The organism is Sulfurimonas sp. (genome assembly GCF_023229105.1).
Lineage (GTDB): Bacteria > Campylobacterota > Campylobacteria > Campylobacterales > Sulfurimonadaceae > Sulfurimonas.
The window spans coordinates 23,668-43,395 of record NZ_JALNZY010000008.1 but is presented as its reverse complement, the minus strand read 5'-3'; the positions used below and the strand labels follow the sequence as shown (position 1 = coordinate 43,395).

18 protein-coding genes and 1 pseudogene are annotated in these 19,728 nt (G+C 35.6%); 14 read left to right on the top strand and 5 right to left on the bottom strand.

Going from position 1 to position 19,728, the window contains the following annotated elements; genetic code table 11:
- The 6 genes and pseudogenes from M0Q17_RS02190 to serA all read left to right on the top strand — a co-directional run.
- Positions 1-1,245, top strand: a pseudogene (locus tag M0Q17_RS02190) (phenylalanine--tRNA ligase subunit beta); the annotation flags it as partial.
- Positions 1,242-2,528: a 3-phosphoshikimate 1-carboxyvinyltransferase gene (gene aroA / locus M0Q17_RS02185; RefSeq protein WP_295082841.1), complete on the top strand. Its 1,287-nt coding sequence runs from the start codon at positions 1,242-1,244 to the stop codon at positions 2,526-2,528. The pseudogene M0Q17_RS02190 and the gene aroA, both read left to right, overlap by 4 nt.
- A gap of 16 nt (positions 2,529-2,544) precedes the next feature.
- The gene (locus tag M0Q17_RS02180) at positions 2,545-3,384 is read left to right on the top strand and encodes a 4-hydroxy-3-methylbut-2-enyl diphosphate reductase (protein WP_295082839.1); all 840 of its coding nucleotides are present in this window, start codon (positions 2,545-2,547) and stop codon (positions 3,382-3,384) included.
- A gap of 103 nt (positions 3,385-3,487) precedes the next feature.
- Positions 3,488-5,143, top strand: coding sequence for a 30S ribosomal protein S1 (locus tag M0Q17_RS02175; RefSeq protein ID WP_295082837.1), 1,656 nt, complete (start codon positions 3,488-3,490; stop codon positions 5,141-5,143).
- Between the two features lie 5 nt (positions 5,144-5,148).
- Positions 5,149-5,628: a hypothetical protein gene (locus M0Q17_RS02170; protein ID WP_295082835.1), complete on the top strand. Its 480-nt coding sequence runs from the start codon at positions 5,149-5,151 to the stop codon at positions 5,626-5,628.
- The gene (serA, locus tag M0Q17_RS02165) at positions 5,628-7,217 is read left to right on the top strand and encodes a phosphoglycerate dehydrogenase (protein ID WP_295082833.1); all 1,590 of its coding nucleotides are present in this window, start codon (positions 5,628-5,630) and stop codon (positions 7,215-7,217) included. The genes M0Q17_RS02170 and serA overlap by 1 nt, the downstream gene beginning before the upstream one ends.
- A 93-nt stretch (positions 7,218-7,310) precedes the next feature.
- Here serA and M0Q17_RS02160 read toward each other — a convergent pair whose 3' ends face one another.
- Genes M0Q17_RS02160 through M0Q17_RS02145 form a run of 4 tightly spaced genes read right to left on the bottom strand, consistent with a single transcriptional unit; the run spans position 7,311 to position 12,747 of the window.
- Positions 7,311-8,999: an efflux RND transporter permease subunit gene (locus M0Q17_RS02160; RefSeq protein WP_295082831.1), complete on the bottom strand. Its 1,689-nt coding sequence runs from the start codon at positions 8,997-8,999 to the stop codon at positions 7,311-7,313.
- Positions 8,992-10,581, bottom strand: coding sequence for an efflux RND transporter permease subunit (locus M0Q17_RS02155; protein ID WP_295082829.1), 1,590 nt, complete (start codon positions 10,579-10,581; stop codon positions 8,992-8,994). The genes M0Q17_RS02160 and M0Q17_RS02155 overlap by 8 nt, the downstream gene beginning before the upstream one ends.
- Before the next feature lie 10 nt (positions 10,582-10,591).
- Positions 10,592-11,380 (bottom strand): efflux RND transporter periplasmic adaptor subunit, encoded by a 789-nt coding sequence (locus tag M0Q17_RS02150; RefSeq protein ID WP_295082827.1) that lies wholly within the window; start codon positions 11,378-11,380, stop codon positions 10,592-10,594.
- Positions 11,377-12,747 carry a TolC family protein gene (locus M0Q17_RS02145; RefSeq protein WP_295082825.1) on the bottom strand — a complete coding sequence of 457 codons (1,371 nt, stop codon included), beginning with the start codon at positions 12,745-12,747 and terminating at the stop codon, positions 11,377-11,379. The genes M0Q17_RS02150 and M0Q17_RS02145 overlap by 4 nt, the downstream gene beginning before the upstream one ends.
- Before the next feature lie 219 nt (positions 12,748-12,966).
- Between M0Q17_RS02145 and M0Q17_RS02140 the strand changes: the two genes are divergently transcribed.
- Genes M0Q17_RS02140 through M0Q17_RS02125 form a run of 4 tightly spaced genes read left to right on the top strand, consistent with a single transcriptional unit; the run spans position 12,967 to position 15,209 of the window.
- Positions 12,967-13,287: a hypothetical protein gene (locus M0Q17_RS02140; RefSeq protein ID WP_295082823.1), complete on the top strand. Its 321-nt coding sequence runs from the start codon at positions 12,967-12,969 to the stop codon at positions 13,285-13,287.
- The gene (locus M0Q17_RS02135; protein WP_295082821.1) at positions 13,287-13,904 is read left to right on the top strand and encodes a type III pantothenate kinase; all 618 of its coding nucleotides are present in this window, start codon (positions 13,287-13,289) and stop codon (positions 13,902-13,904) included. Before M0Q17_RS02140 ends, M0Q17_RS02135 begins: the two co-directional genes overlap by 1 nt.
- A complete protein-coding gene (hisG, locus tag M0Q17_RS02130) occupies positions 13,898-14,524 on the top strand; it encodes an ATP phosphoribosyltransferase (RefSeq protein ID WP_295082819.1) in 627 nt (208 codons plus the stop codon). Before M0Q17_RS02135 ends, hisG begins: the two co-directional genes overlap by 7 nt.
- A complete protein-coding gene (locus M0Q17_RS02125) occupies positions 14,496-15,209 on the top strand; it encodes a class I SAM-dependent methyltransferase (protein WP_295082817.1) in 714 nt (237 codons plus the stop codon). Before hisG ends, M0Q17_RS02125 begins: the two co-directional genes overlap by 29 nt.
- 9 nt (positions 15,210-15,218) lie before the next feature.
- Here M0Q17_RS02125 and M0Q17_RS02120 read toward each other — a convergent pair whose 3' ends face one another.
- A complete protein-coding gene (locus M0Q17_RS02120; RefSeq protein WP_295082815.1) occupies positions 15,219-16,343 on the bottom strand; it encodes a metallophosphoesterase in 1,125 nt (374 codons plus the stop codon).
- Between the two features lie 44 nt (positions 16,344-16,387).
- Between M0Q17_RS02120 and M0Q17_RS02115 the strand changes: the two genes are divergently transcribed.
- The 4 genes from M0Q17_RS02115 to M0Q17_RS02100 all read left to right on the top strand — a co-directional run bounded on the left by M0Q17_RS02115 (position 16,388) and on the right by M0Q17_RS02100 (position 19,727).
- Positions 16,388-17,050, top strand: a complete 663-nt coding sequence (locus tag M0Q17_RS02115) for a class I SAM-dependent methyltransferase (protein WP_295082813.1) — start codon at positions 16,388-16,390, stop codon at positions 17,048-17,050.
- 219 nt (positions 17,051-17,269) lie between these two features.
- A complete protein-coding gene (locus M0Q17_RS02110; RefSeq protein WP_295082811.1) occupies positions 17,270-18,259 on the top strand; it encodes a hypothetical protein in 990 nt (329 codons plus the stop codon).
- A 128-nt stretch (positions 18,260-18,387) separates the two neighbouring features.
- Positions 18,388-18,672 carry a hypothetical protein gene (locus M0Q17_RS02105; RefSeq protein ID WP_295082809.1) on the top strand — a complete coding sequence of 95 codons (285 nt, stop codon included), beginning with the start codon at positions 18,388-18,390 and terminating at the stop codon, positions 18,670-18,672.
- The gene (locus tag M0Q17_RS02100; protein ID WP_295082801.1) at positions 18,672-19,727 is read left to right on the top strand and encodes an HD domain-containing phosphohydrolase; all 1,056 of its coding nucleotides are present in this window, start codon (positions 18,672-18,674) and stop codon (positions 19,725-19,727) included. Before M0Q17_RS02105 ends, M0Q17_RS02100 begins: the two co-directional genes overlap by 1 nt.
- The last annotated feature ends 1 nt before the right edge of the window (position 19,728 follow it).

Sequence of the window (19,728 nt, the reverse complement as noted above, 5' to 3'; positions counted from 1 at the left end):
CTCTCATACTGCATCTCTACAATAGAGGCAAACTCAGCGTCCTCTATTTTCGGTGGAACAATTGAACTCGGCGACTTACATGAAGATAAGATTATAAGTGTTAGCAAAAAAGAGATAGATGAGATAATCGGTGCAAATATCGATAAACTTAAAATAACGAAAATACTTAAAAATCTCGGTTTTGATACTACAAAATCCTCAGCTAACAGTATTGTTGTTTTAGTTCCTAAATTTAGACATGATATATCTAATAAACAAGATATAGTTGAGGAGATTGTTCGACTTGTAGGTATTGACAATATTCCCTCAAAACCTTTTATATTTACTGAAGAAAATAGACTAAAAGATGATTATTTTGCTTATAAAAAGAGGAGTGAGTATAGACACAAAGCGGCATTTAGCGGCTTTTTTGAGTCTGTTCATTTTGTGTTTGATGAGAAGAGAGTTTTGCAGCAGTATGGATTTCAAACTCTTGATGCGGATAAAGAACTTCTTAATCCAATCGTAAATACGCTTGATACCCTTAGGTCCACACTCTTGAGCGGCTTGCTTAGAGCTGCATCAAATAACTCTAAAAATGGATATCTCTCAGTAAAGCTTTTTGAAATCGGTTCTGTATTTAATTCCAAAAGAGAAGAGTCCGTGAAGATGGCAATGCTTTTTTCTGGAGATAGAGAGTCTCAAAGTTTGTCAAATACGGGTAAACCTCTAAAAGTAGATTTTGGATTTTTTACTCAGAAGATTTCAAACATCATAGGAGAGTTTGAACTTTGTGAGTTTAAAACCACACACTCGCTCTCACACCCTTTTCAATCTGCCAAAATTGTTATTGGCGGGGAGGCTGTAGGCGAGCTATTTCGTGTTCATCCAGAGGTAGAGGATAGTTATGATTTAGACACTACATATATGTGTGAGCTAGATTTCTCAAAGCTTCCAAGTGGGCTAAAAACCGCAGAAAACAGCTCAAAATATCAGGCATCATATAGAGATCTGAGCTTGGTTATGCCAAAAGAGATGCAGTATGAAAAAGTCAAAAGCGTCATAGAGGAGTCCTCTGTAGAACATCTTGTTCGCTTCTACCCGGTTGATAAATATAGTGATGAATCTTTGGATGAGAATATGAGTTTAACAATTAGATTTATTTTGCAGTCAATGGAAAAAACGCTAGAAGAAGAGGATATGACAAGATTCACACAAAGTATTTTAGATGCTTTAAATAATAAACTAGGAATTACGATTAGATGAGTAGTGTAAAAGTTCTAAAAGCATCACCATTTTCGCTTGCTATTTCGGCGATTGCACCTGATAAGTCTATATCACACAGGTCCGCTATGTTCGCAATGCTTGCAGAGGGAACAAGTGAGATTACCAACTTTTTAAGAGCTGAAGATACGCTTGACACGCTAAATATTATCAAAAATTTAGGTGCAAAAATAGTTGATGATGGGGTAACTATAAAAATAAGTTCAGAGGGTATAAAAGAGAGTAGTGAAATTTTAGATTGCGGTAACTCCGGAACTGGAATGAGACTTTTTTGCGGTCTTTTAAGTTCAGCGGAGGGGCATTTTATTTTAAGTGGAGATGAGTATCTAAGACGCCGTCCTATGAATAGAGTGACTGCGCCCCTGCGTGATATCGGTGCAAAACTTGACGGAAGAAATAGAGGCGATTTAGCACCTTTGAGCATACGTGGGGCTTCGCTTAGAGCATTTCATTATGAGAGTAAAATAGCCTCGGCACAGGTTAAGAGTGCGATGATTTTAGCTGCTCTTAGAGCTGATGGCGAATGCAGCTACAGTGAACCTGAACTTAGCCGTGACCATACGGAAAGAATGTTAAAAGGAATGGGTGCCGAGATAGAAGTTGAGGGTTTGGTTACTAAAATCAAACCTATGAAAAAACTTCTCTTACCGCTTAAATTAAGAGTTCCTGCAGATCCCTCAAGTGCATTTTTCTTTGCAGTAGCAGCTGCAATTACGCCTGATTCTGATATAGTGCTAGAGGGTGTCACTCTTAATCCTACTCGAATAGAAGCATTCAAAGCGCTAGAGAGAATGGGTGCTAATATTAGCTATGAAACTACGGATAGTAAGTATGAGCCAATCGGCAATATTCATGTAAAGTATGCTCCTCTAAAAGCAATCACTGTTGAGCATAATATTTCTTGGCTAATAGACGAACTTCCTGCGCTTTCTATAGCTTTTGCATGTGCTCAAGGGGTGAGTGTTGTCAAAAATGCCGAAGAGCTTAGAGTAAAAGAGAGCGATAGAATCTCTACGGTAGTAAATGGACTTAGAGCCTGTGGTATTGAAGTAGAAGAAGTTCAAGACGGCTATAGCGTAAAAGGTGGCGAGCTTAAAGATGCTACTATTGATAGCCATGGAGACCATAGGATTGCTATGAGCTTTATTATAGCTGGGCTTAAGTGCGGGATGCAAGTGAGCGATTTAGATTGTATTAATACCTCCTTTCCAAACTTTTTTGAACTATTACAAAAGATTACAAAAGTTGAATTTACTTCTTTGTAAAAGGAGAGAGATAATAATGAAGATAGAGTTAGCTGAGAGTTACGGTTTTTGTTTTGGCGTAAAACGCGCTATTAAAATTGCCGAAGAGAATAAAAACTCATCAACATACGGACCGCTTATTCACAACTCAAAAGAGATTGAGAGACTTGAAAAAGATTATAAAGTGAGCCTAACGAATAATCATAAAAGTTTTTCTTCGGGAGACAAGGCGGTTATTCGTACACATGGAATACCTAAAAATGAGCTTGCAGAGTTAAAAGAAAACAGAGTAGATGTAGTAGATGCCACATGCCCTTATGTGACGAAACCGCAGCAGATTTGTCAAGAGATGAGCGAGCAGGGTTATGATATTATAATCTTTGGGGATGAAGCCCATCCTGAGATTAAGGGCGTTAAAAGCTACGCAACCTATGGCGCAACAGTAGTCACTTCACCAAAAGAGCTTGAGAATTTGAAGTTAAAAGAGAAGATAGCTCTTGTCGCGCAAACAACAAGAAAAGTTGAAGATTATTTGGAAGTTGCAAACTATCTTATACCGCGCCATAAAGAAGTTAGAGTATTTAACACTATCTGCAACGCAACATTTGAGAACCAAGAAGCGGTAAGAAAAATCTCTAAAAAAGCTGATGTTATGATAATTATAGGCGGGAAAAACTCATCAAATACAAAACAACTCTTTAGTATCTCTCAAGATAACTGCACAGACAGCTATCACATAGAAGATGAAAATGACCTAGATTTTTCATGGTTTGAGGGTAAAAAGTTTTGCGGTATAAGCGCGGGAGCATCAACTCCTGACTGGATTATACAAAATGTAGTTAATGCTATACAAAAGAATCAACAAGCAAGCAGTTAGCCATAAAAACATCTTTTTTTATTTTTATTCATGCTTAATTTAATGAAAAAATTATCAATAATTGGATATAATCACGAAATTTTTATGTAACAGAGGATAGGTAATGGCGTTCGATAACGAATCATTTGAAGAAGAAGAAAATTTTGCAGAGATGTTTGCTGCAAGTGAGAAGCAGCAAGAGACAAGTCGCATTGTAGAGGGTGAGATTGTTGAAATCCAAGCGGATGAAAATAGAGCATTAGTAGGTGTTGGCGATAAACTAGAGGGTATCCTTAGTTTAGAAGAGATTAGCGAAAATGGAAAATTAAAGTTTGATGTTGGCGATAAAATCAAAGTAATGGTAACAGGATACTACAATGAGCGTCCTAAAATATCTTACAAAAAGGTGCTAGAACAACAAAAAACAATAGACTTTATTGACAAATACAAAGAAAACTTCGAAGATTTAATTGTTGATGGTATTATCACTAAGAAAAATCGTGGCGGCTATGTTTTAGAAGCAGATGGAGTATCTTTCTTTATGCCTCGTTCATTAGCTGCTTTTAAAGAGACAGATGAAGTAGTAGGTCGTAAGATAAAAGCTCAAGTTGTTAAAATTGATGAAGAGCAAAATTCAATAGTCGTTTCTCGTCGTAAACTTTTTAATGATGAGCGTAAAAAGAAAAAAGAGATTATCGACAAGCTGATGGAAGATGATGCTATTATAGAAGGCACTATCAAGAAAATTACAAGCTATGGTATGTTTGTAGATGTCGGTGGTGTTGATGGCTTGGTCCACTACAACGAAATCAGCTATAAAGGTCCAGTAAATCCGTCAAAACTTTATAAAGAGGGCGATACCGTATCCGTAAAAGCAATCTCTTATGATAAAGACAAAAGACATCTTTCTCTCTCTATCAAAGCAGTTCAGTCTGATCCATGGGAAGAGGTTGAGAGCGAGCTAGATGAAGGGGATACGATTACTGTTACCGTTTCAAATGTTGAAGCATATGGTGTATTTGTTGATTTAGGAAATGATATTGAAGGTTTCTTGCATATATCTGAGATTTCATGGGACAAAAATGTCAAAAATCCTAATGACTACTTAACAGTCGGGCAGGAGTTAGATGTTGAAGTTATTGAAATCAATCCTAAAACTCACAAGCTTCGTGTTTCACTGAAAAAACTTCTTCCTAAACCGTTTGATGAGTTTGTTAAAAATCACAAAGAGGGAGATGTTGTAACAGGAGTTGTAACATCATTGACTGATTTTGGTGCATTTGTACGCATTGACAGTGTTGAGGGACTTCTTCATAACCAAGATATCTCATGGGATAAAAATGTTAAATGTAGAGACGTTTTAAAATCAGGGGATGAAGTTGAAGTAAAAATCGCTAAAATCAGCCCAGAAGATCAAAAAATATCACTCAATAGAAAAGCACTTCTAGAGAGTCCTATAGATGCATTTGCTAAAACTCACAAACTCAACAGTGTTGTAACAGGAACTGTTCGCGACATTAAAGATTTTGGTGTTTTTGTATCTTTAGAAGATGGCGTTGATGCACTTATTCGTGATGAAGATCTCTCTCCGTTAGAGAAGAGTGAACTAGAGATAGGTCAAGAAATTGAAGCGGCAATCGCGGCTATCGACACTCGTCGTGACCGTATCCGTCTATCTGTTAAAAAACTTGATTATATAAAAAATCAGGCGATGCTTGATGAGATAAATGATGATGAATCACACTCTCTAGGTGATTTGATAAAAGACAAATTTAAGTAAACATCGTGCAAAAAAATTTAAAATGGTTAGCCCTACTTATTGCAGTAGGGGTAGCTGTTTTTGTTGTTTTCTTTCTTATTTCAATAAACTTTAATGAAACATCCATTAGCTTAACTCCGCTTGAACACAAAAGTGAAGTTGTTATAAAAGAACCGAAAAATAATTGGTTAGATAGTTTTTCTAAAACAGAGAGATTAGGATATTTTTATCCAGTTAATGAAGTTTTGATTCAAGTTGATTTAAGTGAGAAAGTAGCAAGTCAAACCATATATAAATTATCTGCGCCGATAGTTGACCCTTATCAGCTCTTCTGTTTAAAAGAGGAGCTAAAACAGCATCAACTGAAGTATTTTCTAAAAAAAGATAAGAGTGGTGCAGAGTTGCTAATTTACTCAAAAAAGAGAGACAAGTTAGACTCTCTCGTGGAAGTTTTAAAAAATTACCAAATTTCAGCCACTGTTGGGCTATATAAAGAGGATACATAATGCAAAAACATACAATAGTTGTTTGTGACCATATTCATGAAGCTGGCTTAGAGATGCTTCGAAGTGATGAAAATATAAATTTTATAATGGCAGCTGATGAAGATAAAGTAAAGCTTTTAGATATTATTGAACAAGCAGATGTTGCGATTACAAGAAGTTCAACAGATGTTGACGATAAATTTATTGCACATGCTAAAAACATGAAAGCAATCGTGCGTGCAGGCGTCGGAGTAGATAATGTTGATATTCCCGGATGTTCTAAAGAGGGAATTATAGTCATGAATGTTCCTACTGCAAACACTATTGCCGCAGTTGAACTAACTATGGCACATATGCTCTCATGTATGAGAATGTTTCCATATTCACACAATCACTTAAAACAAGATAGAGTATGGAAGAGAGAGAAGTGGTACGGATATGAGCTAAAAGGCAAAAAACTCGGTGTTATTGGATTTGGTAATATTGGGAGCCGCGTGGCAAAGAGAGCCCAGGCTTTTGAGATGGATATTGTGGCATACGACCCATACATAAATCCGTCTAAAGTTACCGACTACAATATGCTCTATACAAAGAACTTTGAAGATATTTTAGCATGTGATATTATCACTATCCATACGCCTAAAAACAAAGAGACTGTTAATATGATAAGCAGTGCAGAGATTGCAAAAATGAAAGATGGAGTGGTTTTAATAAACTGTGCTAGAGGTGGTCTTTACAATGAAGAGGCACTATACACAGGGCTTAAAAGTGGTAAAATCCGTTTTGCGGGTATAGATGTATTTATGAAAGAGCCAGCAATCAACAATCCTCTTCTTGATCTTGATAATGTTACAGTCTCTCCACATCTAGGCGCAAACACTTATGAGTCTCAATACAATATCGGGGTTCAGGCTGCTGCAAATGCTATTGCTGCAGCAAAAGGAATCTCTTATCCACATGCGATGAATTTACCTATTGATGAGAGCAAAATTCCTCCGTTTGTAAAACCATTTTTAGAGATGGGACAAAAAATTGGTTTTTTAGAGTCTCAGCTTAACAAATCTCAGATTATCTCTATAAAAGTAAGCGGGCAGGGTGAAATTTCAAAATATGTAGAATCACTTGCTACCTTTGTGGCAGTAGGCGCTATGAGCCAAATCAGCGATGATACTATTAACTATGTTAATGCAGATTTTATTGCTAAAGAAAAAGGGATAAAGATAGAATTTGAAGCACTCCTTGACTCCTCTGTTTATAAAAATTTAATTACTATAAAGTTGACTACCGCAGAAGGTGGTACTACTACAATAAGCGCTACAATTTTTGACGATAATGTCTTTAGAATCGTCTCAATTGACGGTTTTGATATAGAAGTAGCACTTAAGGGCGATATGATAGTTCTTAAAAACAGAGATGTTCCCGGTGTTATAGGAAATATCGGTTCAACCTTATCAAAGCACAGCGTAAATATTGCAGACTTTTCACTTGCTAGAAATGATAAAAAAGAGGCTCTTGCGGTAATTTTAGTGGACAATGTTATAAATGACATTACGCTCAAAGAGTTATTAGATATTGATGCTTGTCTAAGTGTTCAATATGCAAGAATGTAGATTATAGTTTCAAACTACTGTATGGGCAAAGCCGCCCATACAGTTAGGCAGGGATAAAAATCCCTATAACCCTCTTAAAATTTTTAGAAGTTCCTACTCTTTATCCAAATTAAAATGTCTATTTAAATCGCTCTTATATAAAAGTATAGGAACAACAACAAGTGACGCAATTACTGCTGCTACCGTTCCAAATATAAGAGCAACGCCTAGGCCGACAAATACAGCATCTCCTGCTAAAAGAGTTGAAGCAAGTATAATTGCCGCGGCTGTGAGAAAAATCGGTTTTGCACGAGTTGCTGTTGCGTAAGCTATTGCTTCGGCTTTTTTCATGCCGCCGTCTCTCATTAGCGATGCTGTAAAGTCAATGAGAAGCAGGGAGTTCCTTGAACTTATCCCGATAAGTGCAATAAAGCCGATTAGCGAGGTTGCTGTTAGGAAGAATGTGTCTGTCGTAAATATATCCATAATCCAGTGCCCGAGAATTACGCCGATGATTGATAAAAACGAACCTAAAAGTATTATCCCACTAAGTGCGTAGCTTTTATAGTATATAACCATTAGCAAGAAGATAAGTACAAGGGCTGCAATAAATGCAGCACCGAGTTCAACAAAAGTATCTAGTGTCACTTCCATCTCTCCATCCCAAACTAACTTATAAACATTTTTAGAGTTTTTATCTGTAAGCTTAAGGTTAAAAAGACCTGTTTTTTCAATATCATATTTGTCGCTAAATTTGTCTAATATCTCAGCTCTTGCCTCAATAAGTGGATAAACCTGCGATACCATATCCGTCTCAGCCATGACGTTTGTAAACTGATGTAAGTTTTTGCTCATAATCATCGGATTTGATTTTTTAGGTGCAATAGTTACAAGCTCGGTTATAGGAGTCATCATCCCCATCTGGTTCATAAGTTTTAGGGATGATAGTTTTGCTTTTATAGCATTAACATCTTTTGATGAGAACTTCTTTGACTCAAGACTAAGAGATAGATATATAGGAATTTGGTCATTGATAACATCTGAGTTTTTAACCGCAATCTGCATGCCCTCAAATGCAAGGTAGAGTATATCGTTTAGCTGTTTTACAGTTATACCCGAGAGTGCAACCTTTGTGCTGTCAACTTCTACTTCAAATGTATCATAAATCTCATCTTGCATAATCTCTATATCAACTAAGCCTTTAGTATTTTTAAAGACATCTGCAACTCTATTTGAGAGCTCTCTTATCCCATCTGTATCATCTCCGTATATCTCCGCAACTATAGCTGCTAAAACAGGAGGTCCAGCCGGCGGTTCTACAAATGTTATCGTTGTCTTATCATAAAGCTCGGTGCAGCTTTTTTGGATTGTAGGTCTAATTCTTTGAACCATAAAGTATGATGGCTCATCTCTATGATGTTTTGGAGATATATTTACTACAATCTCTGCAACATTTTCACTATTTTTAAAGTGTGAGCCTTTAATCAATCCTGCAAAATCAAGCGGAGCGCCCATTCCCAAGAATATCTCAAAATTTTCAACTTCTTTCTCTTTTTTTATAAAATCGGCAACACACTCTGTCACATTTCTGGTTTGCTCAATCGAACTCCCTTCAGCAAGAGTTGTGTAGATAGTAAAGGTATCGTTGTTTTTTCCGGGGAGCATCTTTGCTAAGACGATTTCGCCGGGTGCTATCATAAGTACAGACACAACAAAAGCAACAAATGTTGCAATTAGAACTAAATTTCTCTTAAGAGGAGTCTGAATACCGTTAAATACGGCATCTTGAAATTTTTTAAACATGTTCGCTATCCTGAGAATGAAATTTCGGTTTTTTTAGCATTCTAACTGCAAGATATGGGGTAAAAATATATGCTACAAACAGAGATGCTATAAGTGCGACTGGGACATTTGCAGGAATCGGTTTCATAAACTGCCCCATCATCTGCCCAACAAATGCCATCGGTACCATCGTCATAATAATTGCCAAGGTTGCAATATTCGTCGGCGGTCCAATCTCATCCGTTGCTTCAATCATTATGTCATCAACACTTTTGTTGGCAGACTCTTTTGAGTGGTAGTGCCTATGAATATTTTCAATTACGATAATAGCAGCATCTACTAAAAGTCCAAGCGAGAGTAAGAAAGCAAAAAGAGTAATACGGTTTATAGTTTGCCCTGTTAGATAGGCAACAAAAAGCGTAATTGCTAAAATTGCAGGAACGGTAAAAGTAACGATAAGAGACTCTCTCCATCCAAGCACTATAATAAGTAAAATAGCGATGATTACAATAGATAAGAGCAGGTGGTAAACAAGTTCGTTTACGGCTTCATTTGCTCTTTGTCCATCATTTCTAGTAATTACATACCCGATGTTGTTTTTGTTAAAAAAATCTCTGCTTGCTTCAAGTTCACTTTTTACGGCATCTGCAATTACTACTGCATTTGTGCCCTGGAGTTTTGATACGCTAAGCGTTACCTGATTTTGCAAAGATGAGAAATTTCCGCTCTCATCTTTTTTGCTTATTGAGGCAGATTTAAAATTTTGCATATCATATGAAGCGGTTATTTTTGCAATTTGTCTAAGATATACTGGCGAGTTCATATATTTGGCAATTATGATATTGCCTATGTCCTCAGCGCTATCAATGGCATTTTTAACGCCAAGCATAATTATCTCATTATCTTTTGTTCTGTTTTTTACCGCAGGAACACTGTAAGAGAGTGATTGCACACCTTGAACTATCTGCCCCATGGAGACGTTGTATCCAGAGAGTTTGTTTAAATCCACTTCAATATTGAACTGATGCTTGTTTCCGCCTTTTATCTCGGTAACTGCAACGTTTTGCAGTCCGTTGATGCGGTGCTGAATCTCTTTTACTCTGTCGTAAAGCTCTGTCTTGCTCATCTTCACATCTTTTGAGTAAAAGGCAACAGAGACAACGGGAATATCAATGTCAATATCTAAAGGTTTAATGACTGGATTCATGGCTCCCTCGGGAAACATGTCTGAGTTTTGCATTATTTTATCATAGACTTTAAGGTTAGAGTCCTCTTTTTTTTCTCCAATGTAAAATGCGGCATTTACAATTCCTACATTATCCATAGCCATAGAAGATATATTCTCAACACCCTTAACCTCTTTTAATTTTCTTTCAAGAGGCTTTACTATGGCTTTTTGTATCTCAGCTGCACTTGCTCCGGGAAGTGCTACTATTACCGTAGAGCCGCTTACTACCATCTGCGGATTCTCTTCACGAGGCATAATGTTAAGTGACAAATATCCAATAGCGAGTAAAAAAATACCAAGAACCACAGTAAGCGGATTTCTTAAAAATCCAGCGGCCAACCGTCCTGATATATCTGTTGGTTTATAACTGTTCATCACTAAATTCCTACTCAACAACTACGGTAGCATACATACCGGGGTAGATTGATTTATAGATATTTTTAAAAGATATTTTTATCTTAAAAGAGTGTGTCATTGGGTTTGAGCTAGGTATGATTGCGCTTACGGTACCAATGGTGTTTATGTTTTGAGAAGGGATATTTACTACCACTTTTTTACCCTCTTGAATGCGACTTAAATTATCTTCTGATATCTCTGCGGATATTTTCAAATTCGTTAAATCAGAAAGCTCAAGTGCTGGCATTCCGGGCATTGCCATCTCTCCGACTTCTATATTTTTACTAACTATTACACCGTTATTTGGTGCTGTTATATTTAAGTAGCGGTACTGGTTTTTAACCTCTTCAAGTTGCGCTTGTGCTTGAGCAACCTGCTTTTTTGCGATAATAATCATATTTGCTAGGTTCTCTTCAGCAAGTGCCAAATTTTCAACCTCAAATTTTGAAACCATATCTTTTTCTAAAAGTCTTTTGTGTCTCTCAAGGTTTAGTTTTACGTTTGTGTATTGGTTTTGATACATCTGAAGGGAGAGTTGTGCCTGAGAAATTCCAAGCTCAACTTGAATAAGAGCCGAATCTATCTCCTTTGAATCAATCGTATAAAGCAAATCTCCTTTTTTAACTTCATCGCCTTCTGAGACTTTTACATCTGTGACAAAGCCCATAAAACGGCTTGTAATCATCTTTTTGTTATCACTTATTACTGTTCCTGATAGTGTTATTCCCTCTGCCATAAGCCAAGCCGCTAAAGCTAAAAGTAGTAGTAGTTTTTTCATTTTTGTTCTCCGTTTGCTAATTTTTCTAGTGCGAAAACTCTCTCGTTTCGCTTGTTCATTGTCTGTTGCAGTTGCAGAATCTTCTGTATTTGTTCTGATTGTTTAATAATAACGTCACTCATTGAAGATAGTTTTTCTCTATATCTAGCCTCATAATTTTTATAAATCTCATCAGCAAATGCAAGCTCTTTTTTGAGCGATTCTATATCTTTGTTAAAACTCTCTATCTCTGTTTTTATCTTTTGTATTTGAAGCTCAATGCCGCTGTTTGCAAGAGCTACATCAGTTTTTGTTTTAAGAAAGTTAAGTCTTGATTTTTCGATATTTGCCATGTCGGCACCACCGTTAAATATATTCCAACTCAGCCTTGCTCCAACGGTATATGATTTATGATCGTTAGCATCACCTAAAAAGGTATCATCAGCAGTTGCAACTTCTGCAAAAGCACCTACCATTGGGTAGTAAGAAGCTTTTGATACATCTATCATCTTCTTCTTTATAGCTAGTCCTGTATTTGCTTTTTGTATATCTAGGTTGTTATTTATTATATCGCTGTTTGAAATAGAAGGTGTATTTATCTCTAGCGGGGGAGTCTCTATAGCTGTTACCTTTTGGTTTAGTAAAAAACTTATATAGTGGTAGAGAAGCTCTTTGTTTGACTCCATTTGTGACACAAGTCTCTCAACATTTCCTTTTTTTGCTTTTACTTCAAGCAGATCCACTTTTTTTGCATAGCCGACTTCAATCATCTCTTTTGTAATTGACTCAAGCGTTTTTATGTTTTCTAAGATGACGTTTAGGTTTGAAATGGACTCCTCAAGCAACGCCATGTCGTAAAAGCTTTTTCTTGTTTCATATATCTTCTCATCTGTTACTTGTGATTTTTCAAGTTTTTTGATTTTTGTAACAGAATTCATAATATCTTCATAGCTTGAAATTTTAAAACCTGTGAAGATAGGCACTTCGTATTTCAATTTGCTTTGAAAGTAATTTCTTGACTCTGGGTAGTTTAAATCATGAGGAGGAGTCGTATAGTCTGGGCTTCCTGCCATAAAGTTATCCATAAACTCTTGAGTTCCAAAATCTCCAAAATTTGCTTCTCTTGAGCTTAGTTTAAATCCGAACACATTTCCCGCATCATCGCTTCTGGCAAAATCTTGAATAAATTCAAGTTTTCCATAGTGGTTTGCAGAAGCTGTTTTAGCATCTTGGAGGGCACTCTCAATTTCTATTTGAGCACCTTTTATCTCCAAATTTTGTGATTTTAATATTTCAATAGCACTGCTTAAGTTGATAGCTTGGGAAGCTTGCAACGAGGAGGCAAAAATATAGAGTGCTACAAATACAAAAGCGAATATTTCTTTCATAGTCATCCTTGATTTTGTTTAAAAGTTAGAGCGAATTATAGCATATTTATTTTTCTTCTATTTAAGTTAACTTTTATTTATAATAGCTTAAAAGTCCCAAGACGGTACTTCTAGCTAAATTTACTTCTTTTGTTTGTGTCTTCTGCACTATTGTAAGAATTACTCATGTCTAAAGCTATATTTTGATAAAATAGCATTTTTCGATAAAAAGGCAAAGTTATGCAGAGTGTAGTTGATTCTCTTAGAAAAAAAGGGAAGATTTATAAGAAAATGCAAGAGATTGCGCCAAGAGATTTAGGCGTGAGAAACAAAATAAAAATATTTAAAGCAACTGATATCAGCGGCTATTTTTGGGCAATTTTTGCGATAAGTCAAAAAAGCAAACTATTTATGAAAGATGTACATAAATTTGAGGAGATATACGCAAAATTGACCCTTTTTTATGGACATAACTTTAAGCATAAAATTATTTTTATCGATGCGCCGATATGTTCAAAAGCCAAAGAAGCACTAGTGGGACAAGGCTGGAAGATTCAATAATGCTTCTTTGTGATATAGGAAATACGACCTACCATTTTTTTGATGAGCATCAGAGCTATAAGGAAGATGCGGAGCTGTTTATGCCTTCCTCTGTGAAAGAGGAGGTCTTTTATATCTGCGTAAATAAGCAGGTAAGGGAGCTTTTAAAACCTCTTAAAAACTGGATTGATCTCTCTGAATATGTAGATAGAAAAAATTATTACGATACGATGGGAATTGACAGAATCATGGCATGTGAGGCTATAGAAGAGGGCGTTGTTGTTGATGCCGGAAGTGCTATTACCGTTGATATTGTAAAAGCTGGAAAATTTGAGGGCGGTTTTATCTATCCCGGAGTAAGAGCTATGGGTGAGTGCTATAAAAATATATCAGCTGCGCTTGCTTACTCATTTAACTTTGAGCTTGATTTAGATAAAATGCCGAAAAATTCCCGTGATGCTATCAGTTATGGATATATAAAACTGCTCCAAAGTGAAGTAAAATCATATAAAATGGAGATATATCTCACAGGAGGAGACGCTTTTGAGTTTGCAAAACTGTTCCCTGCTTCACATATAGACGAGATGCTGCTATTTAAAGGAATGAAAAATATTATGAAAAAGGCCAATATATGCTAACAGTTGCACTTCCAAAAGGACGCATTGCGCAAGAGACATTAGAGATTTTTGAGACTATTTTTGGCGATAATTTTGCTTTTGATGATAGAAAATTAATCTTAGAGACTCCAAAGTTTCGTTTTTTATTAGTAAGAAATCAAGACGTTGCGACTTATGTTTTTCATCAGGCGGCAGATATCGGCGTTGTTGGGCTTGACACGCTAGAAGAGCAGGGTTTGGATGTTATCCGCTTGCTTGATTTGAAGCGTGGAATCTGTAAAGTCTCTATCGGGATGAAAAAGGGTGAGAAATTTAACCTAGATAAGCCAGAGATAAAAGTAGCTTCAAAGATGGTTAACATTACAAAGCGTTATTTTGAGGAGCGTGCGGTCTCTGTTGATATCATAAAACTCTACGGTTCTATAGAGTTGGCACCGCTTATAGGACTTGCAGATATGATAGTCGATGTAGTAGAAACAGGTACAACGATGAAGCAAAACGGCTTAGAAGTTGTGCAAGATATCATGACATCCTCAACATACTTAATCGCAAACAAAAATAGTTATATTGCAAAAAAAGATGAAGTCTTGGATATATACAAAAAGATAAACGATGTTGTACAAGCCGAGCAAAAAGCATAATATGACAAATCTTGATTTATACGCAAAAGCAGAACATCTTCTAGGCATCGAGGAGGCGACAGAGGCTCTTTATGACCTATATCGCTCAGAACTTGACGAGTATAAAATAAAAACACTCTTAGATGTGGGATGCGGACGCGGCGGATTTATGCAGCGCATGATGAGTGATGGAGTAACATGCAAGGGAATCGATCTTAGCTTAGTTATGGTTGATGAGTGCAGGGCTAAAGGTTTGGATGCAGAGTGCATTGATGTTGCTCAAGAAGAGGGGAAGTATGACGCTGTTGTGGCTATATTTGACGTGCTAAACTTTTTAAACCAAGAAGAACTTTTGAACTTTTTAGATGCGGTTGCATGCAGACTCAGCGACGATGGTGTTTTTATAGCAGATATAAATACTCTTTATGGTTTTAGCGATGTGGCAGAGGGCACTATGAGCAGTGAAAATGAGAGAGAATTTTTAGTAGTTGATGCTGTTTTTGAGGATGAAAAACTCTTCACAAAATTTACTCTTTTTGAAAAAAATGAAGATTTGAGATATACAAAATATCAAGATACAATAGTTCAGTATTTTCATAAAATAAGAGCTTTTGAGAAGCTCTCTGCGCTAAAACTCATAGAAAAACAGACCTTTTCTCTCTATGACACAAAAGATAAAACACTTCTTATTTTTAAAAAGAGATAACCTTTAAATTTAGTTCTTAAGGGGCTTAATAACTATCTCTGTTATTTCACTACTCGCTCCTAGTCTCATGGGCGGTCCCCAAAACCCCGTTCCCTTGTTTACATAAACCTGCAAGTTTTTATTGTGTTGATGCAGACCGCTTATGTAAGGTTGCTGTAATTTAACAAGATATTTAAAAGGGTAGAGCTGCCCGCCATGTGTATGTCCGCTTAGCATCAAGTCAACCCCATCGAAAACTTCATGAACATAAAGAGGCTGATGCGCTAAAAGTATCGTTGGAGCATCTTTTTTATATTGCAGAGCTTTTTGTAAATCCGGTATATAATTTTTAACTCTATATCCAAAAATATCATAAACACCGGCAAGATTAAAGCCTTTGTCATCTTCTCCTATATAGACATTTTCATTCTTTAAAACTCTGATGCCAAGAGACTTTACAGCGCTTATAATTTTTTCTATGGAGTGAAAATATTCGTGATTTCCAACGATATAGTATGTTCCATATTTAGAGTTTAGCTTAGTTAGTTCTGCCAATGTTTTTTTTGCACTACGTACATCAATATCTATCAAATCGCCTGTTATTACCACAATATCGGGAGTTAGCGTGTTTGCTTTTTTTACTATATTGCTTATAAAATCTTTGTCAATTAACCCGCCTATATGCAAGTCGCTTAGCTGGATAATCTTGTAGGGTTTTTTTAAGTTTTTAATCTCTACCTCTACTTTTTGAATTTCTACATATTTGGCATTGTAGATAGATTTTAGTGTCAAAGTAGCAGCGGCTGTTACAGATGCAATATCAAGTAATTTTTTTAGAAATTTTCTTCTTTGCTGTGAGATTGGAGCAAGGTAGAGTAAAAGTCTTGAGATATCATAAACAACGGCACTCCAAAAGAGCAAAAAGAGTATGCCAATAGGAAGAGAAAATAGAAAATAGAGCCAGCTTGGCGTATCTATATAGTATCTTGAGAGCATGTAGCATAAAATGCCAAAAAGGTTAATGATAAGAAATATGCGAAGATAGCGTTTGTTTTTTAAACTTATATCAAGCTTTGCAATAAGCCTTTTTGATATATAGATGTTAAGTAAGATAAAAACACCGATAAAAGCGGTAAAAAAGAGTATATAGTTCATAAGAGGAAGTATATCAAAATTGAAAAAATGTTATCATTCTCTCAATGAAAAAATGTAAAATTTGTAACAGCGCTATAACTTCTATAACCGATACAAAAACTCAAAAAATATATCATAAATGCCCCGCATGCAGCTATATATTTCTGGATGAAGTTTTTTATGTTGATGAGGCTTATGAAAAAAAGCATTATGACAAGCATCATAATAGTTTTGAATCTCTAGGCTATGTAAAGATGTTTGAAAATCTGATAGAGGAGTTTGTTCTTTCATACAAAAAAGATATCAAAAGTGCTCTTGATTTTGGATGCGGGGAGGGAGAGGTTTTGCCTATTTTGTTAGAGACAAATACTATTTTATGTGATAGATATGATCTTTTTTACTTTCCCAAAAAAGTTTATGAAAACAAAAAATATGATTTAATTCTCTCTACCGAGGTGTTTGAACATTTGCAAAATCCGCTTGAAGTTTTAAAAGAGTTGCTTTTGCATGTAGAAGAAAACGGCTATCTTCTGCTTATGAGTGCCTTTCATCCCTCAAATGATGATGAGTTTTTAAAATGGTGGTATATTCGCGATGTAACGCATATAGGATTTTTTACTCTTGCAACATTCGAGTATTTAGCGAAAAAAAACTCTCTTACAATAATAAAACATAACTCTAAAAACACTATTCTTTTTCAAAAAAAGCCTAGACTTGCAATGTACTAGAGAGATTTAACAAGAAGATTAAGTTCTGATGCTATCTAACTTTTAATTTTCTGAAATTAATAGCTATTTTTTTATTTTTATTTGTATATAATTATTTATAGTGAAATAGATATTTTGGCAATATTAAATGCGCTTCAAAACTATTTTACAAAAGAGAATCCCTAAAAGCTATTGGCAAAAAGTGGTTAAATATATAAAACAATTAAAAGGAAATTTAATATGCGTTATCTCTCTCTTGTTTTTATATTTCTGCTCTTTTTGCAAGCTGAGGAAGAGTATCAGTTAGGCAAAGGCATACAAGTCGGCTCACTCCCATTTTATGTAGGCGGCTACTTTTCACTTGACTACAAACATACAGATGATATAGATAGATATAGAGTTGATGATGTAGCTATTATAGGTTATGGAAATTATGAAAAATTCTCTTACATGGCAGAGTTTGAGTTTAAAGAGTTGTATGTAAAAACAGAGCAAAATGGCTTAAAAACATCTACAAATAATAACAATCTTTATACCGAAAGGCTCTATTTAGACTATAATTTTAATGAAAACTACATGTTTAGAGTCGGTAAATACAACTCTCCCATAGGTTTTTGGAACCTCCTACCCGTAAACGTTCTGCGAGAAACAACATCAAATCCTATGAGTGTAAATATACTCTTCCCCAAATTTACAACCGGTCTAAACAGCTCTTATATCTCATATGGCGAGGGTGAACTAAAAGTTGATGTTATGCTTCAGCATAATAATGACATAGATTTTGAGTATAATAATTATAAGATTAATGAACATTACGGTTTTGGCGTATCGTATGAAAAAAATGACTATGCAGTTAAATTAAACGGTGGTTACTTTCACAATCTTGATAAGAATGCAGTTGAAGACAATCTCTATTATCTGCTTCTATCTGCAAGATATGAATCTAGTAAATATCAAATTTTATCCGAAATAGGCTCTCAAAAATCAAAAAGTCGATATACGACTGAGTACGCTGGATATATTCAGGGTTTATATCGCTTTAGCCAACAGCATATAGGAGTCATAAGAGTTGAGTCATATGATGACAATGTAAAAGCAATCGATGATGACATGTTGATTATTGGCTATACATATAGACCGCTATATCCTATCGCAATCAAATCTGAATATCAGTTTCACTCACAAAGTGACCAAAATCAGTTTTTATTCTCTTTTTCAGTGCTCTTCTAATGAAAACAGTTAGCATAATTTTTTTATCAACTATTATGTTATCCACCCTATCTTTTGGAGAGGAGTATGTTGTTATTTCAAACTCTAAAATGAAAGATTTATCAACTGCACAAATTAAGGCGGTATTTTTGAAAAAAATAGCCCTCATAGATAATCTTAATGCAGTTCCTGTAAATTTGTCAGCTTTGGATTCAATAAGAGAAAAATTTGAAAACAGACTAGTCGAGATGGATTTTGAGAGACTAAAATCATACTGGACAAAAGAGCACTATCTTGGAAAAAGGCCGCCGATTACTATGCAATCTCAAGAGAGTGTCATAGCTTTTGTAAAAAAAGTTGAAGGCGCCATAGGATATATCAATGCTAAAAATCTTGACGATAGCGTAAAAGTTTTATACAGATGGAGTGAATAATGAACACGATACTTTTGTGTGATGATGAGTTGATGAATAGAAAAGTGGCTTCCAAAATATTAAACAAAGAGGGTTTTAATGTTATCGAGGCACAAAACGGAAAAGAAGCTATAGAAGTTTTAAATAGACAAAAAGTTGATTTGATTTTGATGGATTTAATGATGCCTGTTATGGACGGATATGAAGCCACGGCTATTATAAAAAGTGACGATAGATTTTCTACGATTCCTCTAATTATAATCTCCGCTCTTTCAGACAAGGAAGCCATTAACAAAGGTTTGAAACTTGGTGCAGATGAGTATCTGACAAAACCTTATGACATCATAGAGTTCGGACTTAGAGTCAAAAATGCTATTAAACTCGGAGCTTATCAAAATATGCTCAAAGAGCACAAGAAAATTTTGGAGCAAGAAGTTGCAAAGAAAACTAAAGAGCTTCAAGATGCGCTCATAGAAATTCAAAAAAGTGAACAAGATATCATCTCTATTTTGGGCAAAACTGCTGAATACAGAGATAATGAAACATCAGTACATACTCTTAGAGTTGGTGAAATGGCGGCACTAATAGCAAGAAAAATCGGATGGAGCAGTGATGATGTCGAGCTTATTAGGTTAGCATCTCCTATGCATGATCTTGGAAAAGTCGGCATTGCAGACAATATACTTCTAAAACCTGGAAAACTTGATGAGGAGGAGTTTGAGATAATGAAACAGCACTCCACTATTGGCTACTCAATACTCTCTCAAAAAGAGACACCTTTGCTAAAACTTGCGGCTGAAATAGCCAACACACATCATGAAAAATATAATGGCAAAGGCTATCCGAATGGCTTAATAGGCGACAATATTCCGCTTAGCGGTGCCATCGTAGCTGTTGTTGATGTTTTTGATGCGTTGCTTAGCGAGAGGCCTTACAAGAGAGCTTTTACGCTTGAGACGGCTCTTGAAATTATTAAAAATGATTCAGGGACACATTTTAACCCAAAGGTAGTTGAATTATTTATGGATAGCTTGGATGAAATTATAGCAATAAGAACAAAACTTCAGGATGTTTAAT

Excerpts from the sequence above, each read along its gene's own strand:
- aroA (WP_295082841.1), top strand. The coding sequence starts at position 1,242 with ATGAGTAGTGTAAAAGTTCTAAAAGCATCACCATTTTCGCTTGCTATT.
- M0Q17_RS02180 (WP_295082839.1), top strand. The coding sequence starts at position 2,545 with ATGAAGATAGAGTTAGCTGAGAGTTACGGTTTTTGTTTTGGCGTAAAA.
- M0Q17_RS02175 (WP_295082837.1), top strand. The coding sequence starts at position 3,488 with ATGGCGTTCGATAACGAATCATTTGAAGAAGAAGAAAATTTTGCAGAG.
- serA (WP_295082833.1), top strand. The coding sequence starts at position 5,628 with ATGCAAAAACATACAATAGTTGTTTGTGACCATATTCATGAAGCTGGC.
- M0Q17_RS02160 (WP_295082831.1), bottom strand. The coding sequence starts at position 8,999 with ATGTTTAAAAAATTTCAAGATGCCGTATTTAACGGTATTCAGACTCCT.
- M0Q17_RS02155 (WP_295082829.1), bottom strand. The coding sequence starts at position 10,581 with ATGAACAGTTATAAACCAACAGATATATCAGGACGGTTGGCCGCTGGA.
- M0Q17_RS02150 (WP_295082827.1), bottom strand. The coding sequence starts at position 11,380 with ATGAAAAAACTACTACTACTTTTAGCTTTAGCGGCTTGGCTTATGGCA.
- M0Q17_RS02145 (WP_295082825.1), bottom strand. The coding sequence starts at position 12,747 with ATGAAAGAAATATTCGCTTTTGTATTTGTAGCACTCTATATTTTTGCC.
- M0Q17_RS02140 (WP_295082823.1), top strand. The coding sequence starts at position 12,967 with ATGCAGAGTGTAGTTGATTCTCTTAGAAAAAAAGGGAAGATTTATAAG.
- M0Q17_RS02135 (WP_295082821.1), top strand. The coding sequence starts at position 13,287 with ATGCTTCTTTGTGATATAGGAAATACGACCTACCATTTTTTTGATGAG.
- hisG (WP_295082819.1), top strand. The coding sequence starts at position 13,898 with ATGCTAACAGTTGCACTTCCAAAAGGACGCATTGCGCAAGAGACATTA.
- M0Q17_RS02125 (WP_295082817.1), top strand. The coding sequence starts at position 14,496 with ATGTTGTACAAGCCGAGCAAAAAGCATAATATGACAAATCTTGATTTA.
- M0Q17_RS02120 (WP_295082815.1), bottom strand. The coding sequence starts at position 16,343 with ATGAACTATATACTCTTTTTTACCGCTTTTATCGGTGTTTTTATCTTA.
- M0Q17_RS02115 (WP_295082813.1), top strand. The coding sequence starts at position 16,388 with ATGAAAAAATGTAAAATTTGTAACAGCGCTATAACTTCTATAACCGAT.
- M0Q17_RS02110 (WP_295082811.1), top strand. The coding sequence starts at position 17,270 with ATGCGTTATCTCTCTCTTGTTTTTATATTTCTGCTCTTTTTGCAAGCT.
- M0Q17_RS02100 (WP_295082801.1), top strand. The coding sequence starts at position 18,672 with ATGAACACGATACTTTTGTGTGATGATGAGTTGATGAATAGAAAAGTG.